Origin of the sequence: Cobetia sp. 1AS1 (assembly GCF_029846435.1) — a bacterium.
Lineage (GTDB): Bacteria > Pseudomonadota > Gammaproteobacteria > Pseudomonadales > Halomonadaceae > Cobetia > Cobetia amphilecti.
In genome coordinates this window covers 18308-39151 of record NZ_JARWKU010000006.1, presented here as the reverse complement: position 1 = coordinate 39151, position 20844 = coordinate 18308, and the positions used below count along the sequence as shown (strand labels likewise).

Genomic DNA, 20844 nt, shown 5'->3' with positions numbered 1-20844 from the left:
CGCAGGTGGGGTTGGATCGCCCGGTCCAGACGAGCGAAGGCCGCGCAAGCGCAGCCGCTCATCTACCCGAATCACGATGTGACGCCGATTATAGCGAGGCTGGCACCTCACCGATACTGCCAGGAGGGCCAGAGACACCCCGGCACGCGGCCAGCGCCGCGACGCGCCCTTTTCGCCCTGCTACAATTGGCCACCTTGAGCGTCGGCAATACGCACGACGCAGCACGAGATGCTATGACGGGATTGGAGATCTTGATGACCCAGGCGAGCGAGCGCACGCAGATGGCACAGCGCTTCCGTGGCTTTCTGCCAGTGGTGGTCGACCTCGAGACGGGTGGTTTCAATGCCGCCGGTGATGCACTGCTCGAGATCGCTGCCGTCACGCTGACCATGGACGACGATGGCAACATGGTGCCGGATGCGACCTATGCCTTCCACGTGGCCCCCTTCGAGGGCGCCAACATCGAACAGTCGGCACTGGATTTCACCGGTATCGATCTCGACAACCCGGTGCGCAAGCAGGTCGCGGTGGCCGAGAATCAGGCGCTGGGCGAGATCTTCAGCCCGGTGCGCAAGGCCATCAAGGCGCACGGCTGCACGCGTGCGGTGCTGGTCGGCCACAATGCGGCCTTCGATCAGGGCTTCCTGAACGCGGCGGTCGAGCGTTGCGGTATCAAGCGCAATCCGTTCCACCCGTTCTCGTGCTTCGATACCGCTTCGCTGGCGGGTCTGGTCTATGGCCAGACAGTGCTGGCGCGCGCCTGCCGCGCCGCCGGCATCGAGTTCGACAACGCCTCCGCCCACTCGGCGCGTTATGACACCGAACGCACCGCGGAGCTGTTCTGCGCGATGGTCAACCGCTTCAAGGACCTGGGCGGCTGGGACCTGGCGATGAAGGAACAGGGCATGAATGACGAGGTACCGGCCTCGCTCGACGCGCCCGCGCCCTGACTGGCAGAGCTTTTGACAGCTTCTCCGGCTGACAGACTCTTTGAGAGCCAGACATGAAAACGCCCCCGCAGCCTGGCTGCGGGGGCGTTTTTTCTGCTCGGCACTGCTCGGGTCAGAGCGTGCCTGATCAGAGCGACTCCTATCAGAAGACGCCGATCAGAAGGTGCCGATCACTCGGCAGACGCTTCCTGAGCAGCCTGCTTGATCAGCGGCTCCAGCTCGCCGCTCTGGTACATCTCGACCACGATGTCGCAACCGCCGACCAGCTCGCCGTTGACCCACAGCTGCGGGAAGGTCGGCCAGTTGGCGTATTTCGGCAGCTCGGCGCGGATGTCCGGGTTGTCGAGAATGTTGACGAAGGCGAAACGCTCGCCGCAGGACATGACGGCCTGCACGGTCTGCGCAGAGAAACCACACTGCGGCAGCTGCGGGGTGCCCTTCATGTACAGGAGGATCGGGTTCTCGCCAATCTGCTTTTCGATCGATTCGATGGTAGTGCTCATGTGCAATCCTCGGACGGTGGGCGCAAGGCCCGTGAGTGTCATTCCCTCATTCTACTGGGGGTAAGCCATGAATTCAGCCCCCGATAGTGCCCGAGTTGTGGATTGCTGTCTGCAGCAGCGCGCATCGGCCCTGCAGCGCGCGTCATGGCCGCGCTGATAACGGCGTGAGCGTTGCACGCTCGGGCCGAGCTGGCTAGGATGGCTCTTTTGACAGGCAGCGCCATCCGGGCGCCGTGATCGTCGGCGACTTCCTTCCCTCCGACGCATGGCGCCCTTTTCGATGGTGCTGCCCGAGACCCTGACAGGAGCCCGCTCGATGGCCACCCGGCACTTTCTGACCCTGCTTGACCTTTCTCCGGAAGAACTCGACTACCTCATCCAGCGCGCCATCACCATCAAGGATGGGCTGAAGAAGGAAGGTCCGGTCTATACGCCGTTCGCCAACCGCACCCTGGCGATGATCTTCGAGAAGTCCTCCACGCGTACCCGCGTGTCCTTCGAGACGGCCATGGCGCAATTCGGTGGCCATGCGCTGTTCCTGTCGCCGCGCGACACCCAGCTGGGCCGTGGCGAGCCGATCGGCGACACCGCCCGCGTGCTGTCCGAGATGGTCGATGGCGTGATGATCCGCACCTTCGCCCACTCCGATATTGAAGCCTTCGCCGACGCCTCCAGCGTGCCGGTCATCAATGCGCTGACCGACGACTATCATCCGTGCCAGCTGCTGGCCGACGTGATGACCTGGACCGAATGCCGTGGCTCCGTGAAGGGCAAGACAGCGGTCTGGATCGGCGATGGCAACAACATGTGCCATTCCTGGATCAACGCCGCGCGTCAGTTCGATTTCAATCTGCGCATCTGCTGCCCGGAAGGCTACGAGCCGGACAGCGAGATCGTCGCGGCGGCTGGCCAGCGCGTCAGCATCCATCGTGATCCGCAGCAAGCCGTGCAGGGCGCGGACCTGGTGACCACCGATGTCTGGGCCTCCATGGGCCAGGAAGAAGAGCAGCTCAAGCGTGAGGCCGACTTCGCCGGTTTCCAGGTCGATGAAGCCATGCTCGACAAGGCCGCCGACGATGTCATCTTCCTGCACTGCCTGCCGGCACACCGCGGCGAAGAGATCAGCATGGGTCTGCTGGATGACCCGCGCGCCGTCGTCTGGCAGGAAGCGGGCAATCGCCTGCACGCCCAGAAGGCACTGCTCGAGTTCCTGATGCTGGGTCGCCAGGACTGAGCCTCAAGGCTGAGCCGCCGCCCAGCAAGCCGAAGGGGTGCCCTGCCGCCGCCTGCATCCACGCAGGCGGCGCTCGCGTATGCTCAAGCGAGACGGACACTACTCTGATCCGCTGCCTTCATCTCCATCCGGACTGACCTGCCATCATGCAACCGCTCCTTCAGATCGATTCGCTGGAATGTCGCTACGACACCACCGTCGTGACCCGTGACATCAATTTCTCCCTCAACAAGGGTGACATCGCCTGCCTGCTCGGCCCCTCCGGCTGCGGCAAGACCACGCTGCTGCGCGCGATTGCCGGCTTCGAACCGGTAGCGATGGGCGAGATTCGTCTCGAAGGCGAGGTGCTGTCCAGCGCGACTCATCTGACCGCGCCGGAGCAGCGCCATGTCGGCATGGTCTTTCAGGATTACGCGCTGTTCCCCCACCTGAGCGTGGCGGACAACGTGGCCTTCGGCGTGCGCCGCATGACGCGTGAAGCGCGCAATGACAAGGTGACGGAGCTGCTGACGCTGGTCGGCCTCGCCCATCTCGGGGCGCGTTTCCCGCATGAGCTGTCCGGTGGCCAGCAGCAGCGCGTGGCCCTGGCCCGCGCGCTGGCGCCGGAGCCGCGCATTCTGCTTCTCGATGAGCCGTTCTCGAATCTGGACGTGGAGCTGCGTCGTCAGCTGAGTCAGGAGGTGCGGCGGATTCTCAAGCACCTCGGCATCAGCGCGGTGCTGGTCACGCATGATCAGAATGAGGCCTTCGCGATGGCCGACCAGATCGGCGTGATCCACGGCGGCCATCTGCAGCAGTGGGACACGCCGTTCAATCTGTATCACGAACCCGCCACGCGCTTCGTCGCCAACTTCATCGGCCAGGGCTATTTCATCCCCGGCACGCTGAAGGACAACGAATGCGTGAGCACGGAGCTGGGCGTGATTCGCGGCAACCGTGCCTATCCATATGCACCCGGCACGCCGGTGGATGTGCTGCTGCGCCCGGATGACCTGGTGCTGGCCGAAGGGGACTCGGAAGCCACCGACCTCAAGGCGCGCGTACTCAGCGCGACCTTCGCCGGTACCAGCACCCTCTACCGGCTGGCGCTGCCTTCCGGGCGGGAAGTCGAGGCGGCCTTCAACAGCCATCACGACTATCAGCCCGGTGAGCAGGTCATGCTGCGTATCCAGGCCGATCACCTGATCCTCTTCGAGCGTGTCGAGGAGAGTGAAGCGGCGCTCTAGCGCCTACGCGCAGGATGATCGCCAGCCATGAAAAAACGGCCTCCTTTCGGATGGCCGTTTTTTCATGTCCCGCTGGTGGCGTACCGCTATTTGAACTGACTCCATTGCTTGGGCGACTGCCCGTACAGACGCTTGAATTCGCGACTGAATTGCGAGGAGCTCACATAGCCCACGGCCATGGCCGCCTCGCTGACGGTCTTGCCATTGGCGATCTGCATGGCGGCGGTATTGAGGCGCATGGACTTCACGAACTGGATCGGCGACATCGTGGTCGCCTGCTTGAACTTGCGGTGGAAGACGGCGCGACTCATGCCGACCCGCCCGGCCATGTCTTCAATGCTGACCGGCTCATCCAGTCGGCTGGAGAGGTAATCGATTGTCCGCGCGATCTCGTTGCCCACACCGAAGGCACGTCGCACCGACTCACCCGCCTCGCCCTTCAGGACGGCGTAATAAAGCTCCCGCAGCCGCCCTTCTCCCAATATCGCCGCATCGGCGGGGCTCTGCGCCACCTGCAGCAGTCGCAACAAGGCATCGCTGAAGGCGGCGTCCCAATGCGCCAGGGCAAGCCCCGGCGGCAGCGGGCCGCGGGCCGGCTTGCGCACGAGGCCCGCGGCGCTTTCCATCTCGATGGCAAGCTCCGTCATCACCCGCGTATCCAGCGAGAGGTAGACACCCAGCAGCGGGTTTTTTGGCGAGGCCGTGGGGGCGCCCGCCTCGACCGGCATCGAGATGGGACAGCACAGATACTGGCAACTGTCGTAGACATGCCGCTCGCCGTCCAGTATCGCCTCCTTGGCACCGCTGACGATCACCACCACGGCGGGTTCATAGATGACCGGCGCGCAACGCACGGGCTCCGTCATGCGAAAGAGCTGCACGCCCTTCACTGCGGTCTCTCGAATGCCTTCCTCGTGGGCGAGGCTCGCCACGAGTCGTGTGATCTCTTGTCTGCTCATGTCGCCAATCTAGCGCCAGGCCTGCCTCTCATCAACAACTTGAGACGATAAGGCAACGATTGAAGTCAATTTCAGCCAATCACGAACCCGGGTGAGATTTATCGCCCATCCCTCTCAGTATTGGCAGACCCGGTCACTGGCGGCTATAAATGTGAAGCAGACAGGGTCGAGCTGCAGACAGGGGCATGCTGACAGGGCCGAGCTGAAAGCCGGGCACAAAAAAAGCGGCCACCCCGAAGGATGACCGCTTTTTCAAGAATTCTGGTGGAGCCTAGCGGGATCGAACCGCTGACCTCAACACTGCCAGTGTTGCGCTCTCCCAGCTGAGCTAAGGCCCCGAATCAGACTGTCATTTCGCATGTCACTTGCAGGCAAGAGGCACATGAAATCTGGACAGGCTTGTCGTGAATCATGGTGGAGCCTAGCGGGATCGAACCGCTGACCTCAACACTGCCAGTGTTGCGCTCTCCCAGCTGAGCTAAGGCCCCGTCTTCACGATGGAGCGCATGTTACAGAGCGACGAATACGTCGTCAACCTCTTATTTTTGCTGCGCTTTGTGGAGCGCGCGAAGTCTGCGGATCGCATAGCGAGGCACGGTTTCCCTAAGGGGCTCGCTCACGGACTCACGGCCGACGGCAAGGAGCAGGAATCACGCTAGCACTATATCAGTAGTGGTTATCCTGAACGCGACGCACTGGATGACAGGGCATCGACAAGCCCTTGTCCAATGGGTACATTGGATCCCGCATTCACTTCACTGCTTATTGACATCTTTACTGGAGCCGCCTTGATCAAGGTTCTTGTCGCTGACGACCACCACCTGGTGCGTACCAGCATCGTCCGTACCATTGAGCTAGAGGATGGGCTCAAGGTGATTGCAGAAGCCTCGGATGGCGAAACCGCGATCAAACTCTGCCGTGAGCACAGCCCGGATATCGTGCTCATGGACATTCGCATGCCCGGCGTCGATGGCCTGGAAGCCACGCAGAAGATCGTGCGCAGCCTGCCCGACGTCAGAGTCATCGTGCTGACCGCCTATCTGGAAGAGTCCTTCGCCAAACGCCTGCTGGAAGCGGGAGCCTTCGGCTTCATCTCCAAGGGCACGCCCTTTGACGAGATGATTCGCGCCATCCATCAGGTGGCCGCTGGCGAACGCTATCTGTCCCCGGAAATCGCCCAGCGCCTGGTGTTCTCGGGCATGGACACCCAGCGCAGCAATCCCTTCGATCAGCTGTCGAGCCGAGAACTGCAGGTGGCGACGATGATCGTCAATTGCCATCGCGTCAGCGAGATCTCGGACCGCCTGCACCTGAGCCCGAAGACGGTCAACACCTACCGTTACCGCATCTTCGACAAGCTTGGTGTGACCAGCGACGTGGAGATGACGCATCTGGCCATGCGTCACCAGTTGCTGGATGACTACGTGCTGGACCGTCCTGACGAGGCCTGAACAAGCACACCTTGCCAGCCCGTCACACACTGCAGGCCCGCGCTGCTCGTGACACTCCCGAGCAGCGCCGACAACGCCTCATACGACAACGCCACCTTCCCCGGGTGGCGTTGTCGTATGAGGCGTTTCTGTCTGAGACGTTCGTGAATGGCACGTCCTGACCAGCGCCGGTCATGACAGCAGGCATTGCAGCATGGCCCTGTTGCCCCCATGCCTGCGAGCAATCGCCCTTGTTTGATAGACTCGAGGCATCTCTGGACGAGGAACCTCATGGCCAAGCAGCACACTGATCCCACGATGACGGACACCACTTCTCAGTCGCCCGAGAATGAGGAGCCGGCAGACACCGCCAGCCAGCCTGATGCCCAACCTGCGTCCTCAGCGAGTGCGCAGGCTGACAGCCGCGCACGCAGCGACGCCGCGCGTGTCTCCAGTCGCCTGATCACCAGCGACGCGAGCAGTGATCTGCTGCAGGGCAGCGAGGCGACCGGCTTCGATGCCCGCCATTTCCTCAAGCATGTCAGCGATGCGCCCGGCATCTATCGCATGCTGGATAGCGCCGGTGACGTGCTGTACGTGGGCAAGGCCAAGCGCCTCAAGGCGCGCCTCTCCAGCTATTTTCGCAATACCGGCCTGAATGCCAAGACCCAGGCGCTGGTCGGGCGCATCGCCGATGTGCAGGTCACCATCACGCGCAGCGAGACCGAGGCCCTGCTGCTGGAGCAGACCCTGATCAAGGAGCTGCGCCCGCCCTACAACATCCTGCTGCGCGACGACAAATCCTACCCTTACGTCTTCATCAGCCAGCATCACGACTATCCGGCGCTGGAGTTCAAGCGCGTGCGCCACAAGCGCAATGACGGACGCTACTTCGGCCCCTACCCGAGCAGCGTCGCGGTGCGCGAATCACTGACGCTGATGCAGAAGATCTTCCGCCTGCGCAATTGCGAGGATTCGGTGTTCGCCCACCGCGAGCGCCCGTGCCTGCAATATCAGATCAACCGCTGCACCGCGCCGTGTGTCGACTACATCAGCAAGCAGGATTATCGCCGCGACATGGAACATGCGGTGATGTGCCTGAACGGCCAGAGCGACAAGGTCACCGACGAGCTCAGCCAGGCGATGGAAGACGCGGCCATGCGGCTGGAATTCGAGGAAGCGGCCCGACTGCGTGATCAGGTCGCCCAGCTGCGCCGCATGCAGGAGAAGCAATACGTCGACACCGGCACCGGCAACGCCGACATCCTGGCGCTGGCCGAGCGCCCCGGCGGGCTCTGCATCAGTGTGGTCTCGGTCCGTCAGGGTCGCATGCTCGGCGCGCGCCACTTCTCGCCCGGCAATGGCCTGGACCTGACCAGTAGCGAGCTGCTGACCAGCTTCGTCAGCCAGTACTATCTCGGCCAGGACAGGGAGATGCCCGATGAGGTACTGACCTCACTGGCCCTCGATGATGCCAACCTGCTGGAAGGCGCCTTGAGCGAGAAGGCCGAACGTCGGGTACGGGTCGCGCATCAGGTGCGTGGCCATCGCGCCCAGTGGCTGACACTGGCGCAGACTAACGCCGAGCAACATCTGGCCACCCAGCTGGCCAGCCGCCAGCAGCTGTCCAACCGCTTCCTGTCGCTGCGCGATGCGCTGGGACTCGATGAGGTGCCCAAGCGCCTGGAATGCTTCGACATTTCCCACAGCCATGGCGAGGCGACCGTGGCCAGCTGCGTGGTCTTCGATCATGACGGTCCGATCAAGTCGGATTACCGCCGCTTCAATATCGAAGGCGTGACGGCCGGCGATGACTACGCCGCCATGCAACAGGCACTGACGCGGCGCTTCAAGCGCCTGCAGGAAGGCGAAGGCAAGCGCCCGGACATCCTGCTGGTCGATGGCGGCAAGGGGCAGCTCAACATGGCGCGCGGGGTGTTCGAGTCACTCGGCGTGACCGACATCATCCTGCTCGGGGTGGCCAAGGGCACCACGCGCAAGGCAGGGCTCGAGACGCTGTTCATCGAGACGGTGCATGACACCCTGGACCTCGACAGCCACTCGCCGGCGCTGCACTTGATCCAGCATGTGCGCGATGAATCGCACCGCTTCGCCATCGCCGGTCACCGCTCCAAGCGTGACAAGGCGCGGCGCACCTCAAGCCTGGAGGGCATCGCGGGAGTCGGCCCCAAGCGCCGCCGCGAGCTGCTCAAGTTCTTCGGCGGCCTGCAGGGGGTGAAGCAGGCCTCCAAGCCGGAACTGGCGCGCGTGCCCGGCATCAGCGAATCGCTCGCCGAGCTGATCCATCAGGCGCTGCATGGCTGATCCACCAGACGCTGCATGGCTGCCCCCGTGCACGACATGGCTGCCTCTGGCACCATCGACTCAACGCTCAAGGAAGAGTGACAGAGCGTTGGCTTGAATAACCTGCCGTTTGGCATGGCTGAATGCGCCGCCGGCAGGCTAGAATAGACGACTTGTGCGGCGCCAATCGATCGGCTTTCTTCAGGGTCTCGACTCGCCCTCGATTGCGCCCAGCCACCTACGCTTCATGCAAGGACTCGTGCCGTCACGATGAGCATCCCCAATATCCTGACTCTGATCCGCATCCTGTTCATTCCGCTGCTGGTGGTATGTTTCTATCTGCCTTATGCATGGAGCCTGCCGCTGACGGCGCTGCTCTTCGCACTGGCCGCCATCACCGACTGGTTCGATGGCTATCTGGCCCGCCTGTGGAATCAGACCACGCCCTTCGGCGCCTTCCTGGACCCCGTCGCCGACAAGTTGATGGTCGCGGTGGCACTGGGCCTGCTGATCGAACGCTACGACAGCCTGTGGATGACCATCCCGAGCCTGGTCATCATCGGTCGCGAGATCGTCATCTCGGCGCTGCGTGAGTGGATGGCCGAGATCGGCAAGCGCGGCAGCGTCGCGGTGTCCTGGGTCGGCAAGCTGAAGACGGCCGCCCAGATGCTGGCACTGTTCATGCTGCTGTTCTTCGCTCCGGGCAGTGTCGGGGGGGATGCCGGCCTGGCCCTGCTGTATATCTCGGCAGCGCTGACGCTGTGGTCGATGATCAGCTATCTGCGCGCCGCCTGGCCGGAACTGGTGCGCTCGGTCTGACACCCCGTTCAGCCACGAGATGCTGCGAATGCCTCAACGCCCACCGTCCCTGTGGCCGGTGGGCGTTTTCGTTTCCAGTGACCTGACTCGCGAGACAATTTTTCATTAACTGTTTGACAGCATGGGAATTATCCGTATAATTCGACCTCGAGTTCAGCGGGAATAGCTCAGTGGTAGAGCACAACCTTGCCAAGGTTGGGGTCGCGAGTTCGAATCTCGTTTCCCGCTCCAGTAACACAGGTAGCGCAACATTCACCTGATTTACTGACTCATGTATCTGCAGCAGCATCAGTGGATACTCCTCGGATCAGACATCAGTTTCGACTGACATCTCGATCATTGAGGCTGGATGGCAGAGTGGTCATGCAGCGGACTGCAACTCCGTGTACGCCGGTTCGATTCCGACTCCAGCCTCCATTTCAGATACCGAAACATCCCCTGTTTCCCTCTGGAATGGATATGACACCCACCCCCTTCGGGTCGTCACACTTCCCTTGCTTGTTTCGATTTACATTGCTGCAACCCTGACGCTTTTTCGCTTGGTTATCGTCTGATCTACGCCTTGCCAAGCCATTGCCTTGCCACATCATTTCTCTGTTTTCATCTGTCCGTGATTCTGACAGTGTTCCGGCATCCGTCAGTGACTTCCCCTGTGCGCCTTCGCGCTTGGTACTGACTATCTGTTTCCCCGCCCCTCTCCACCGCGCGCCTTTTCGCGTCGCATGCCGCGATCATGCCGGGTGAAAAGCGCTCTGCTTTCCCTCCTCAATGTCACCGCTCACGATAACCACAGACCGTCGCAATTTCATTGCATAACAGTCAGTTAAATCACGCATTCAGTAGAGTGTCATCGCCATTAAAGTTGACCTTGATCTGAAATATGATAAGTTATGCGCCAGTCTGCGCGGCCATGGTGGAATCGGTAGACACCGGAGACTTAAAATCTCCTGCCTTCGGGCGTGCCGGTTCGAGTCCGGCTGGCCGTACCAGATCAAGCAAGCACCATACTGAATTCAAGAGCGCCGCTCCTCTCACGAGGGGCGGCGCTTTTTCATGTCTGATAATTTTCAAGCCTGTCACTTTTCAAACCTGAACACTGCTCCGCTCGTCATGCCTCGCGCGGCCAGACGTCGAGAGAGGTAACCGTTGCTGGCAGCTCCTCGACACGAACAGTACCGACAATCACCTGGCCAGACGCCAGCAAGCTGCTTACATGCGACTACACTGAAGAGGTAGCGACGCCAGCGCTGGCTTCCAGCACGGCTCGCCCAGCCAACATGCATCAGTGCAGGAGCCAAACATGCTGACACTGCTCAAGAGTCCCGCCGATCACGTTGTCGCCCTGCATCTCGCAGGACATATCGATCAGGCCTCGCTCGCCCCCATCATCAAGGAATGCGACGAACGCCTGGCGCGCCATGAGCGAATCTCGTTGCTGGTGGAAATCGAGCGCTTTGGCCTGATCACACCCGCCGCCCTGCTCAATGACATCGGCTATGCCCTGCGCCACCTGGGAGACTTCGAGCGCGAAGCCATCATCAGCAAGGCCGACTGGCTGCGCCATGTCACCGAGTTCAGCAAGCATCTGGTGCGTTCCATCGAGGTGCGCCACTTCTCGCCCGACGAGCGCGAGGCTGCCTATGCCTGGGTCGCCGAGCCACCGCGTGGTGGCTCTGGCATCGGTGCTGGTGCCAATAAAGCCCCCGCCGGCCGTGATGCCCAGACCCCGGCTGCGAAACGCCAACAGGCCTGAAGCACCCGCCATCGAATGAGCCTCCAAAGCGCCCTGCCACCGCCTCATGGCAGGGTGCGCGTCAGCACCAATCCCGCCAGCAGCAGCGCCCCCATCGCCATCGCCCAGAGCGTCATTGCGCGCTCCACTTGCGGACGCTCTGTACAGCGCAGCAGCTGGAAGACCGTGATCAAGGGCAGCATGTAGCGCGTCTCGATCAGCTCCCGCGTGCAGATCATCAAGGCGAGCATCACCAACAGCAGACCACCATGGCCGAGCCGCAGCGGAGCCCTCAGCCACCAGAGCGCCATGCTGGTGGTCAGCAACATGGTGGCCCACAGCCCCACCGGGTGCTCATTGAGCCATAACAGCCAGCTATTGCGGATCGTCCAGCGCTGGAAATTGTAGTCATGCGTCACCTCAAAGCTCATCACCAGCATGACCCACACACCCGCCAGCGCCCCCAGCAGCAGAATACCCCGCCATGGCCAGGTACCCCGGGTGCACAGACGCCACAGCAGATGCCACTGACGCGGCAAGTCGGCCAACCACAACGGCAGAAACACCACGCCGATCACGCCCAGGCAATAGCCGAGATTGCCGGTGTGCCAACCGGCCTGATGGCGCGTGGTATCGCCCATGGCAATGCCGTCGTTCCAGACGACAAACCCGATGAAGGCGCCCACCGGAATCACGGCCACCCACCACCAGCGCACGATCAGGCCCCACCAGACGGAAAGCTGACGCAACGGCGAGCGCAGCGGTGGCGCCATGCCGACAGCCTGCGACCGAGCCCCTGCCTGCGCATGCGTCATGAACAGCAACAGACCGCCCCACAGCCCGAGCAGCACGATGCTGTCCTGTCGCAAGCCGAGGCCGGCCAGGATCAGCACCAGCAACAGCAGACGCCGCTCACGCACCAGCGCGACGAGCTGCAGCGCGACCAGCACGATGATCCACGGGTCGGTATACACCAGCGCCAGATAGGGAAAGATGATCGGCAGCCATAACCACTGCCAGCTCTGGCGATTCGCCTGTTGCTGGGCACCGCTCTCATCGAGCATGGGGTCCAGGCGCCGATAGACGCTCGGCAGCGCCCGCCAGACCATGCACGCCATGACACTGAAACCGAGCAGCGACAGGCCCCGCACCCAGTTCACCGAGGGCATCTCAGGCCAGCGCCCGGCCAGGGTGTCAGCCGCGAGGGGAAGATTGAGCCACTCCCCCAGCGTCTGGAGTGTCATCAGCGTCACCGCCATGGTGGCGTGATATAGCGTCAGGGTGGTCAGCTTGGGGTGCTGACTCCAGTCACCGGCGAGAAACTGGCGAATCTGCGCGAAATGCACTCCCTCATCGACGAAAGGGATCGGCAGGCGAAGGCTCACCAGCCACAGGGAGACGCTCAGGCACGCCCCCAGTGCGAGCAACACAAGCCCCGCCTTCAAGGGCCAGCGATGTCTGGCGCGCGCGTATCCCATGCGCTGATCGAGTGACGACATATCCTTGTCTCCTTGTCAGACCTCCCCGAGAAAGCCGTTCACGGCTCTCTCCAAAGGGAAATCCCGTGTCACCAGTATCGGCAGGCTGGCGCGGATTTTTCCAGTCTGGCCATGCACTTTGCCCCTCCAAGGCTCGCGGCAGTACAATGCGCTCAGTCTGCTTCGTTGATACGCCTGTAAAAGGCGTGCCGAAGACCTGCCTGTTCATGCTTCGCGACTGCGAAGCGTACCGATCAAAGCGACAAGTCGAGGGATCGCTGAGCCCATGCGTGCCAGTCAACTGCTGATTTCCACTCTCAAGGAAACCCCGTCCGACGCCGAAGTCGTCAGCCACCAGCTGATGCTGCGGGCCGGTTTCATCCGTCGCCTGACCTCCGGCCTCTACACCTGGATGCCACTGGGCCTGCGCACACTGCGCAAGGTCGAGCGCATCGTGCGTGAAGAGATGGACCGCTCCGGCGCCCAGGAACTGCTGATGCCAGCCGTGCAGCCAGCCGAGCTGTGGCAGGAGTCCGGTCGCTGGGAGCAGTACGGCCCCGAGCTGCTGCGCGTCGTTGACCGTCACCAGCGCGACTACTGTGTCGGCCCGACCCACGAGGAAGTCATCACCGACCTCGCGCGTCGTGAGCTGAACAGCTACAAGCAGCTGCCGGCCAACTTCTACCAGGTCCAGACCAAGTTCCGCGACGAGATTCGTCCGCGCTTCGGTGTGATGCGCTCGCGCGAGTTCGTGATGAAGGATGGTTACTCCTTCCACCTGGGCGAAGAATCCCTGAAAGAGACCTATCAGGTGATGTACGACACCTACGTGCGCATCTTCACGCGTCTGGGTCTCGACTTCCGTCCCGTCATCGCCGACAACGGCTCCATCGGTGGCACCGGCTCCCACGAATTCCACGTGCTGGCCGCCTCCGGTGAAGACGCCATCGCCTTCTCCACCGGCTCCGATTTCGCCGCCAACATCGAGAAGTGTGAAGCGCTGCCGGCACCGCTGGGCGAGACGCCTGAGCGCGCGGCACCGACCCAGGAGATGCAGCTGGTCGACACGCCGAACGCCAAGACCATCGCCGCGCTGGTCGAGCAGCACGGTCTGGACATCAAGAAGACTGTCAAGACGCTGATCGTCAAGGCGGCCGAAGGCGTCGAAGGTGGTCTGATCGCGCTGATGGTGCGTGGCGACCACGAGCTGAACGAGATCAAGGCCGAGCACCTGCCGCAGGTCGCCGAGCCGCTGACCATGGCCAGCGACGAGGAAGTGCGCGCCGCCGTCGGTGCCGGTTTCGGCTCCCTCGGTCCGGTCGGCCTCGAGATGCCGATCATCATCGATCGCAGTGTCGCGCTGATGAGCGATTTCGGCGCCGGTGCCAACATCGAAGGCAAGCACCACTTCGGCCTCAACTGGGAGCGCGATCTGCCGCTGCCGGAAATCGCCGATATCCGCAACGTCGTCGCCGGTGATCCGTCACCGGACGGCCAGGGCGTGATCGACATCGCACGCGGTATCGAGGTGGGTCACATCTTCCAGCTCGGCACCAAGTACTCCGAAGCCATGAACGCCACCGTGCTCGACGAGAACGGCAAGGCGCAGCCGCTGTCCATGGGCTGCTACGGCATCGGCGTGACCCGCGTGGTCGCCGCTGCCATCGAGCAGGGCAACGACAAGGGCGGCATCGTGCTGCCGGAAGCCATCGCGCCCTTCCAGGTCGCCATCGTGCCGATGAACGCCCACAAGTCCGTGCGCGTCAGCGAGACCGCCGAGCGCGTCTATCAGGAGCTGACCGCCGCCGGTTACGACGTGCTGCTGGATGATCGTGATCTGCGCCCGGGCAACAAGTTCGCCGACGGCGAGCTGCTGGGCATTCCGCATCGTCTGGTGATCGGTGATCGCGGTCTCGACAATGGCGAGTACGAGTACAAGGGTCGCACCGATGGCGAAGCGACCATGATCGCCGTCGACAGCCTGCTGGACTTCCTGGCCGAGCGCAGCGCGAGCTGAACTCGAGCAGCCTGAGCTACTCGCTCATGGCTGACGCTATCGCAGTCCCCAAGACAGCCCGCTCCTCTTCTCGAGGGGCGGGCTGTCTCGTTATCTGTCTTCCTTGAACATCCCATTACCGTCAACGCCGCGGTAACGGCATAATGGCGCCATGACTGATACGCAGGGACTGCGCATGACCATCTCATCGATTTCCCCTTCAGCGCCGCCCGTAAAAGGCGCTGCAGGCGACACCCCACATCGCCGCCTGCGCCCGTGGCTGGCCGCTGTCCTGCTGACGTTGAGCGCCGCGTCTACCGGATTGACAAGCCCCCCGGTGCAGGCCGCCGCCGCGATCCCCGAGCATGGGCTGTCGCCGGGGCTGCGTGACAGCCTGCGCGAGGCCTTGGCCGAGCCCGAGGCCTTCGAGGACCCCATCGATGCCCTGCACTGGGTATTGAGCATGCAGCAGCGCCTGGAGCGCTACATGCCCGACCGCGCCGCGCGCATCGACCTGCTGCGCAAGGTGCGCCGCGAAGCGACGCGCACAGGCCTGGCACCGGAGTTGATCCTGTCTGTCATCCAGGTCGAGAGCGCCTTCAAACCCACCGCGGTCTCCCACGCCGGTGCCCGCGGCCTGATGCAGGTCATGCCGTTCTGGAAGCGTGAGATCGGCGAGCCCGACGACAACCTGCTCGATCAGGACACCAGCCTGCGTTACGGCGCCACTATCCTTGCCCACTACCTCAAGCGCGAGAAAGGCGACATCACCGATGCGCTGGCGCGCTACAACGGCAGCCTCGGCAAGACCTGGTACCCGGAGCGGGTGATGCGCGCCTGGACCACCCGCTGGTGGTATCAGGCGCCGGCGCCCTTCGTCGCCGAACGCACGCCCGAAGGCCTTGTCGACACCGCCGACGAAGACGCGTCACGACGCGCCGAGACCAACAGCACTGAGCCCGGCCAGTCCGAGCCACGCCACGGCCTCGAGCAAAGTGGTGTTGAGCAAGGTGAGGGTATCGAGCAGCACACCGGCGCTGCGCAAGGCCAGCACCCGCTCGCCGCCGAGGACACCTTCGATGGCCCTGCCAACCGCTCGCTGGCCGCCGGCGGCAGTCCCTGACAGGCCCGACAGCGCCTGACAGACCCGACAGCAGGTGATGACAGCAGCTGTTGACGAGAAAAGCAGCAGACACGAAAAAGCCTCGCCCGGAACTCCGGGCGAGGCTTTTTGCTTACCGCTTGCGATCAATCCCGCTGATCGTCAGACCAGGGTCGGGCCTGCCGCGATGATCGCCTCATCCACGCCGGCGAACTTCTTGAAGTTCTCGACGAACTTGGCTGACAGGTCACGCGCCTTGCTGTCGTAGGCAGCACGGTCTTCCCAGGTCTCACGCGGGTCGAGCAGGCTGGTGTCGACGCCCGGCACGCGCACCGGCACATCCAGGTTGAGCACGTCGATGTGACGCGTCTCGATGTCCGCCAGCGCACCGTTCTGGATCGCGCTGATGATGCCGCGCGTGGTCGGGATGGAGAAGCGTGAGCCGCCCTCACCGTAGGAGCCACCGGTCCAGCCGGTGTTGACCAGGTAGACGCGTGAGCCGAAGGCATCGATGCGCTTGATCAGCAGGTCGGCGTATTCACGTGCCGGACGCGGGAAGAACGGCGCGCCGAAGCAGGTGGAGAAGGTGGCTTCGAGACCGGCGGTGGAGCCCATCTCGGTGGAGCCGACCTTGGCGGTGTAGCCGGACAGGAAGTGATAGGCAGCGGCCTGCTTGCTGAGCACGGACACCGGCGGCAGCACGCCGGACATGTCGCAGGTCAGGAAGACGATGGCATTCGGCTCGCCGGCACGGTTTTCCGGCACGCGCTTCTCGATGTGCTCCAGCGGGTAGGCGGCACGCGAGTTCTGGCTCAGACGGTCATCACCGTAATCCGCGCCACGACGGTCATCCAGCACCACGTTTTCCAGCACGGCACCGAACTTGATCGCGTTCCAGATCACCGGCTCGTTCTTCTGGGACAGGTCGATGCACTTGGCGTAGCAGCCGCCTTCGATGTTGAAGACGGTGCCTTCACCCCAGCCATGCTCGTCATCACCGATCAGGTAACGCGCCGGGTCGGCGGACAGGGTGGTCTTGCCGGTGCCGGACAGGCCGAAGAACAGCGTGGTCTCGCCGTCGTCACCGACGTTGGCAGAGCAGTGCATCGGCAGCACGTCCTTTTCCGGCAGCAGGAAGTTCTGCACCGAGAACATGGCCTTCTTCATCTCACCGGCGTAACGCATGCCCGCCAGCAGGACGCGGCGACGCGCGAAGTTGATCAGCACGACGCCGTCCGAGTTGGTGCCATCACGCTGTGGCTCGCAGGTGAAGTGCGGCGCGTTGAGGATGGTCCACTCACTCTTGTCCTTGGCATTGAAGCTGTCCGGACGCACGAACATGGTACGCGCGAACAGGTTGTGCCAGGCCGTCTCGGTGGTCACGCGGATCGGCAGGTAGTGCTCGAGGTCAGCGCCGACATGCAGCTCGGAGACGAAGCTGTCGCGCTCGCCGAGGTAGTCCTCGACGCGCTCCCACAGGGCGTCGAAACGCTCCGGGCTGAACGGGCGATTGACGCTGCCCCAGTCGATGGCGTCCGAGGTGGACGGCTCGTCGACGATGAAGCGGTCGTTCGGGGAGCGTCCGCTACGGGCGCCCGTCTCCACGACCAGCGCGCCGTTGTCGGCCAGACGTCCTTCGCCGCGAGCCACTGCCAGCTCGATCAGCTCTGCGCTGCTGAGATTGGTGTGAGTGGTCACCGCACTGTCTTGATGCTTGCTCATTCGCGTCTCCGCGGCTCAGGGCCGCCCTCTCTCTTGATGGCTGAAGCCAGATGCCCGAGGTACATGCCACAGGCTTATTTTGTGATCGATCGTTGCTGCCCGATCGCGCATGACGGCATGCCATGACACCGTCGATACCACCAGCACAGGGCATCCGGCCCTGTGCTGGCAAGGCATTATGGCAAAAAGGGTGTCGGGCGGAAACGCCCATTGTTGCAACACTTTGGCGCAGTCGCCGTCGCCTGATGGACGACGATATGTCAGACAATCATCATCCCCGTGGCCAGCCGCCGGCGCGTCGGGAAATGCTCAATGCACGACGGGGCTTTCGGCGTCAGGATCTTCGATGATCGCTTCCACTTCCGCGGCACTGAAGGAATAGCGGGTATGGCAGAAGTGACACTGGGTGGCCAGCTCGCCCTGCTCGGCGACGATCTGACGCAGCTCGTCGGCCGCGATGCTGTGCAGGGCAGCGCCCAGACGCTCGCGCGAACAGGTGCAACCGAAACGCAGCGCCTTGGGCTCATAGATGCGCACGGTTTCTTCGTGATAGAGACGATGCAGCACTTCCTGCTGGTCCAGCGTCAGCAGCTCCTCGGCCTTGAGGGTCTCGGCCAGGTGAACGACGCGCTCCCAGGCATCCGGGTCCTTGTTGGCGTCATCGTTGGGCAGCTGCTGCAGCATCACGCCGCCGGTGCGCTTGCCATCGGCCATCAGCCACAGGCGGGTCGGCAGCTGCTCTGACTGGCTGAAGTAGCTCTCCAGGCAGCCGGCGAGGCTGTCCTGATCGATGGCCACGATGCCCTGATAGCGCTTGCCTTCTCGCGGGTCGAGGGTGATCACGATCTGACCCTGGCCGACCAGCTCCTGCAGGCTGGACTCTTCCGTCGGCAACACCGCTTCATCGCTGAGGCGTGCGATGGCGCGCAGCTCGCCGCCGGGGTTCGACTCGGCCATCAGCTGGCGCACGATACCGGTACCGCGCACTTCCAGCGTCATGGTGCCATCGAGCTTGATGGTCTCGGTCAGCAGCGCCACGGCCGCCAGCATCTCGCCCAGCTGGCGCGAGATGGCCTGCGGGTAGGAGTGACGATCGAGCACCTCGGCGTAGGCCTTGTCGAGTGTGACGATCTCGCCACGCACGTTGGTGGCATCGAACAGGAAGCGCTGGATCTGATCGAAGCTCGGCGCGGCCGCATCGTCAGTGGAATGGGAATCTTGCATGTCGTGTTCGCTCATTGAGGGACCTCAAGGCAGGCGTGAAGGGAGAGCGCACAAGCGCCCCCATGTCAGGCCGCCAACAACGATGTGCTGACACACATCGGTATGGAAATTGTGCCGGTCGGTGCCAAGGCACCCGGCGGTGACTCGCGCTGGCTCAGCTATCGGCATCCTGGCGCTGGAAGCGATGGATGTTGCGACGCTGTTTCTTGTCAGGACGACCGGGAGGCGGCGTCATGCCCTGATTGCCGAGGCGACGCGTCTCGGCCTCACGCTCACGGCGCTCGCGGGACTCCTGCGTCTCCTGATAGAGCTTCTGAGCCTCGGGCGCGCCACGGCGCTGGTCGCTGAGGGCCAGCACCTCGACCACGAGGCGATCCCAGCCCTGCGGCACCTCGACCAGGGCGCCGACCTCGACGGTCTTGGAGGTTTTCACCTTGCCGCCGTTGTACTGGATCTTGCCGCCTTCGATGGCCTTCTTGGCCATGCCACGCGTCTTGAAGAAGCGCGCCGCCCACAACCACTTGTCGATACGTACCTGATCGCTCATGACGCCTCCTTGCCCTCCCCGTCGCTCGAGACTCCGGCATTGGCCACCTCGGGACCCGCGCCTTGCATCAGCACTGCAAAGCCGTCCAGGCCGTGCACACGCTCGAAATCACGCGCAGGGCGCTTCGAGTCCGGCTGACGCACGCCCAGCAGGTGGGCAATGCCATAGGTGTGGGCACTTTCCAGCACCTGGGGATTGTCATCGATGAACAGGGTACGCGCCGGATCGAAGGGCTCGATCTCGTTGAGCTTGTGCCAGAAGGCCTGCTCTTCCTTGGCGTGGCCCAGATCCGCGGACGACACCACGGCGTCGAAGTAGTCGCCCATGCCGGTCAGCGCGAACTTGAGATCGATGCCATGACGGTCGGCGTTGGTCGCCAGCACCACGCGTTGCGGCTGATCGCGCAGCCAGGCGAGGAAGTCCTCGGCCTCATGGCGATAGCCGATCAGATGCTGCACTTCACGCTTCAGGGCGACGACGTCGAGCTCGAGCTCACGGCTCCAGTAATCGAGGCTGTACCAGTTGAGCGTGCCGGACTCGCTGATGATGCGCGCCTTGAGATCGGCCTGCAGCGCCTCATCGAGGCGGTGCAGCTCGCAGTAGCGCCTGGGCAGGTGTTCGAGCCAGAAGTGGCTGTCGAAGTGAAGGTCAAGCAGAGTGCCGTCCATGTCCAACAGCACGGTGTCGATAGTGTTCCAGTCAAGCATCGGATTCTGTCAGCCAGAGGGAAATTTGGCCTCATAGTGTAAAGCATGGCCCACGGGCGCGCATGTGCAACTAGGGGTGATGACGGCTTGTGATTGCCCCGCTCGCAGCGGCCTGCCACGATGAGCGACAGTGTTCTCTCTTCTCATACTGCCTCGCGAGGACTTGCGATGGATGATGCGCCAGATACCGTTCACCCGACCATGAGTCATTCAGACACCAGCCACACGCTGACGCCACCGCGGATCGACTCACGCCGCGAGGTCGCACGCTCGCGCCTGTTCGCCGTCGAAGCGCTGGAATTGACCTTCTCCAATGGCGCCACCCGCAGCTTCGAACGCCTCAAGAGCGGCGGTCACGGCGCGGTGATGATCGTCGCCATGCCCGACCCCGACCACGTGCTGCTGATTCGCGAATATGCCGCTGGCCCTGAGCAATATGTGCTGACCCTGCCCAAGGGACTGATCGACCCGGGCGAGGACCCGGTGACCGCCGCCAATCGCGAATTGATGGAAGAATGCGGTTATGGCGCGCACAACATCGAGCCACTGGCCGAACTGAGCCTGGCGCCCAACTACATGGATCACCGCATGAACGTGATGCTGGCGCGCGATCTGTTCGAAAAGCGCCTGCCGGGGGATGAGCCGGAACCGCTGGTCGTCGAGCGCCACCGCCTCGATGAGCTGCCGGCGCTGCTGGCGCGTGAGGATTTCCACGAGGCGCGCGCGATCGCGGCACTGTTCATGGCACGCGAACGCCTGCTGGCCGGGGAAGATACCTACAGCCCTCGCTGGTGGTAGGGGCTTGGTGGCAAGCACCGATGACAAGCACCTGAGGGGCCAGCCCCCTCTTCCCTGCCCCTCACCCCCTGCTTTACGTGCTTCCATACGACGACAAGCCCCCGCCAATGGC

At 63.1% G+C, this 20844-nt stretch carries 17 protein-coding genes and 5 tRNA genes; 13 read left to right on the top strand and 9 right to left on the bottom strand.

Annotated features, from left to right (window positions below; genetic code table 11):
- Window positions 1-255 precede the first annotated feature (255 nt).
- Window positions 256-951: a ribonuclease T gene (rnt, locus tag QD280_RS11440; protein WP_054555724.1), complete on the top strand. Its 696-nt coding sequence runs from the start codon at window positions 256-258 to the stop codon at window positions 949-951.
- A gap of 170 nt (window positions 952-1121) precedes the next feature.
- Here rnt and grxD read toward each other — a convergent pair whose 3' ends face one another.
- A complete protein-coding gene (grxD, locus tag QD280_RS11435) occupies window positions 1122-1454 on the bottom strand; it encodes a Grx4 family monothiol glutaredoxin (RefSeq protein WP_043331357.1) in 333 nt (110 codons plus the stop codon).
- A gap of 316 nt (window positions 1455-1770) precedes the next feature.
- Between grxD and argF the strand changes: the two genes are divergently transcribed.
- The gene (gene argF / locus QD280_RS11430; RefSeq protein ID WP_043331358.1) at window positions 1771-2688 is read left to right on the top strand and encodes an ornithine carbamoyltransferase; all 918 of its coding nucleotides are present in this window, start codon (window positions 1771-1773) and stop codon (window positions 2686-2688) included.
- 146 nt (window positions 2689-2834) lie between these two features.
- Window positions 2835-3914: an ABC transporter ATP-binding protein gene (locus QD280_RS11425; RefSeq protein WP_279839304.1), complete on the top strand. Its 1080-nt coding sequence runs from the start codon at window positions 2835-2837 to the stop codon at window positions 3912-3914.
- An 86-nt stretch (window positions 3915-4000) separates the two neighbouring features.
- On the opposite strand, the gene QD280_RS11420 is transcribed toward QD280_RS11425, so the two are convergent.
- From QD280_RS11420 to QD280_RS11410, 3 genes are all read right to left on the bottom strand, one after another.
- Window positions 4001-4873, bottom strand: coding sequence for an AraC family transcriptional regulator (locus QD280_RS11420; RefSeq protein WP_279839303.1), 873 nt, complete (start codon window positions 4871-4873; stop codon window positions 4001-4003).
- A gap of 262 nt (window positions 4874-5135) precedes the next feature.
- Window positions 5136-5211: transfer RNA gene (locus QD280_RS11415), tRNA-Ala, on the bottom strand.
- Between the two features lie 74 nt (window positions 5212-5285).
- Window positions 5286-5361, bottom strand: a tRNA-Ala gene (locus tag QD280_RS11410).
- Window positions 5362-5661: 300 nt separating this feature from the next.
- On the opposite strand from QD280_RS11410, the gene uvrY reads away from it, so the two are divergent.
- The 7 genes from uvrY to QD280_RS11375 all read left to right on the top strand — a co-directional run bounded on the left by uvrY (window position 5662) and on the right by QD280_RS11375 (window position 11179).
- On the top strand, window positions 5662-6324 hold the full coding sequence (gene uvrY / locus QD280_RS11405) for a UvrY/SirA/GacA family response regulator transcription factor (RefSeq protein ID WP_043331360.1): 663 nt from the start codon (window positions 5662-5664) through the stop codon (window positions 6322-6324).
- A 270-nt stretch (window positions 6325-6594) separates the two neighbouring features.
- A complete protein-coding gene (uvrC, locus tag QD280_RS11400) occupies window positions 6595-8628 on the top strand; it encodes an excinuclease ABC subunit UvrC (protein WP_279839302.1) in 2034 nt (677 codons plus the stop codon).
- 249 nt (window positions 8629-8877) lie between these two features.
- Window positions 8878-9426 carry a CDP-diacylglycerol--glycerol-3-phosphate 3-phosphatidyltransferase gene (gene pgsA, locus QD280_RS11395; RefSeq protein ID WP_043331361.1) on the top strand — a complete coding sequence of 183 codons (549 nt, stop codon included), beginning with the start codon at window positions 8878-8880 and terminating at the stop codon, window positions 9424-9426.
- Between the two features lie 156 nt (window positions 9427-9582).
- Window positions 9583-9657: transfer RNA gene (locus QD280_RS11390), tRNA-Gly, on the top strand.
- A 112-nt stretch (window positions 9658-9769) separates the two neighbouring features.
- Window positions 9770-9843, top strand: a tRNA-Cys gene (locus QD280_RS11385).
- A gap of 487 nt (window positions 9844-10330) precedes the next feature.
- Window positions 10331-10415, top strand: a tRNA-Leu gene (locus tag QD280_RS11380).
- 311 nt (window positions 10416-10726) lie between these two features.
- Entirely contained in the window at window positions 10727-11179 is a 453-nt protein-coding gene (locus QD280_RS11375; protein WP_153636342.1) for an STAS/SEC14 domain-containing protein, read from the top strand.
- A gap of 44 nt (window positions 11180-11223) precedes the next feature.
- Here QD280_RS11375 and QD280_RS11370 read toward each other — a convergent pair whose 3' ends face one another.
- The gene (locus QD280_RS11370) at window positions 11224-12657 is read right to left on the bottom strand and encodes a hypothetical protein (protein ID WP_279839301.1); all 1434 of its coding nucleotides are present in this window, start codon (window positions 12655-12657) and stop codon (window positions 11224-11226) included.
- A gap of 265 nt (window positions 12658-12922) precedes the next feature.
- On the opposite strand from QD280_RS11370, the gene QD280_RS11365 reads away from it, so the two are divergent.
- Window positions 12923-14653: a proline--tRNA ligase gene (locus QD280_RS11365; protein WP_043331364.1), complete on the top strand. Its 1731-nt coding sequence runs from the start codon at window positions 12923-12925 to the stop codon at window positions 14651-14653.
- A 175-nt stretch (window positions 14654-14828) separates the two neighbouring features.
- On the top strand, window positions 14829-15755 hold the full coding sequence (locus QD280_RS17865; protein WP_347881969.1) for a lytic transglycosylase domain-containing protein: 927 nt from the start codon (window positions 14829-14831) through the stop codon (window positions 15753-15755).
- A gap of 141 nt (window positions 15756-15896) precedes the next feature.
- On the opposite strand, the gene QD280_RS11355 is transcribed toward QD280_RS17865, so the two are convergent.
- From QD280_RS11355 to yrfG, 4 genes are all read right to left on the bottom strand, one after another.
- Entirely contained in the window at window positions 15897-17456 is a 1560-nt protein-coding gene (locus QD280_RS11355; RefSeq protein WP_279832422.1) for a phosphoenolpyruvate carboxykinase, read from the bottom strand.
- A gap of 309 nt (window positions 17457-17765) precedes the next feature.
- Window positions 17766-18680: an Hsp33 family molecular chaperone HslO gene (gene hslO, locus QD280_RS11350; RefSeq protein WP_052384283.1), complete on the bottom strand. Its 915-nt coding sequence runs from the start codon at window positions 18678-18680 to the stop codon at window positions 17766-17768.
- A gap of 154 nt (window positions 18681-18834) precedes the next feature.
- Window positions 18835-19227, bottom strand: coding sequence for a S4 domain-containing protein (locus QD280_RS11345; RefSeq protein WP_279839299.1), 393 nt, complete (start codon window positions 19225-19227; stop codon window positions 18835-18837).
- Complete coding sequence (gene yrfG, locus QD280_RS11340; protein WP_279839298.1) at window positions 19224-19934, bottom strand: GMP/IMP nucleotidase; 711 nt, start codon at window positions 19932-19934, stop codon at window positions 19224-19226. The genes QD280_RS11345 and yrfG overlap by 4 nt, the downstream gene beginning before the upstream one ends.
- Window positions 19935-20135: 201 nt before the next feature.
- Here yrfG and nudE point away from each other — a divergent pair, with 201 nt between their 5' ends.
- On the top strand, window positions 20136-20732 hold the full coding sequence (gene nudE / locus QD280_RS11335; RefSeq protein ID WP_043331505.1) for an ADP compounds hydrolase NudE: 597 nt from the start codon (window positions 20136-20138) through the stop codon (window positions 20730-20732).
- The last annotated feature ends 112 nt before the right edge of the window (window positions 20733-20844 follow it).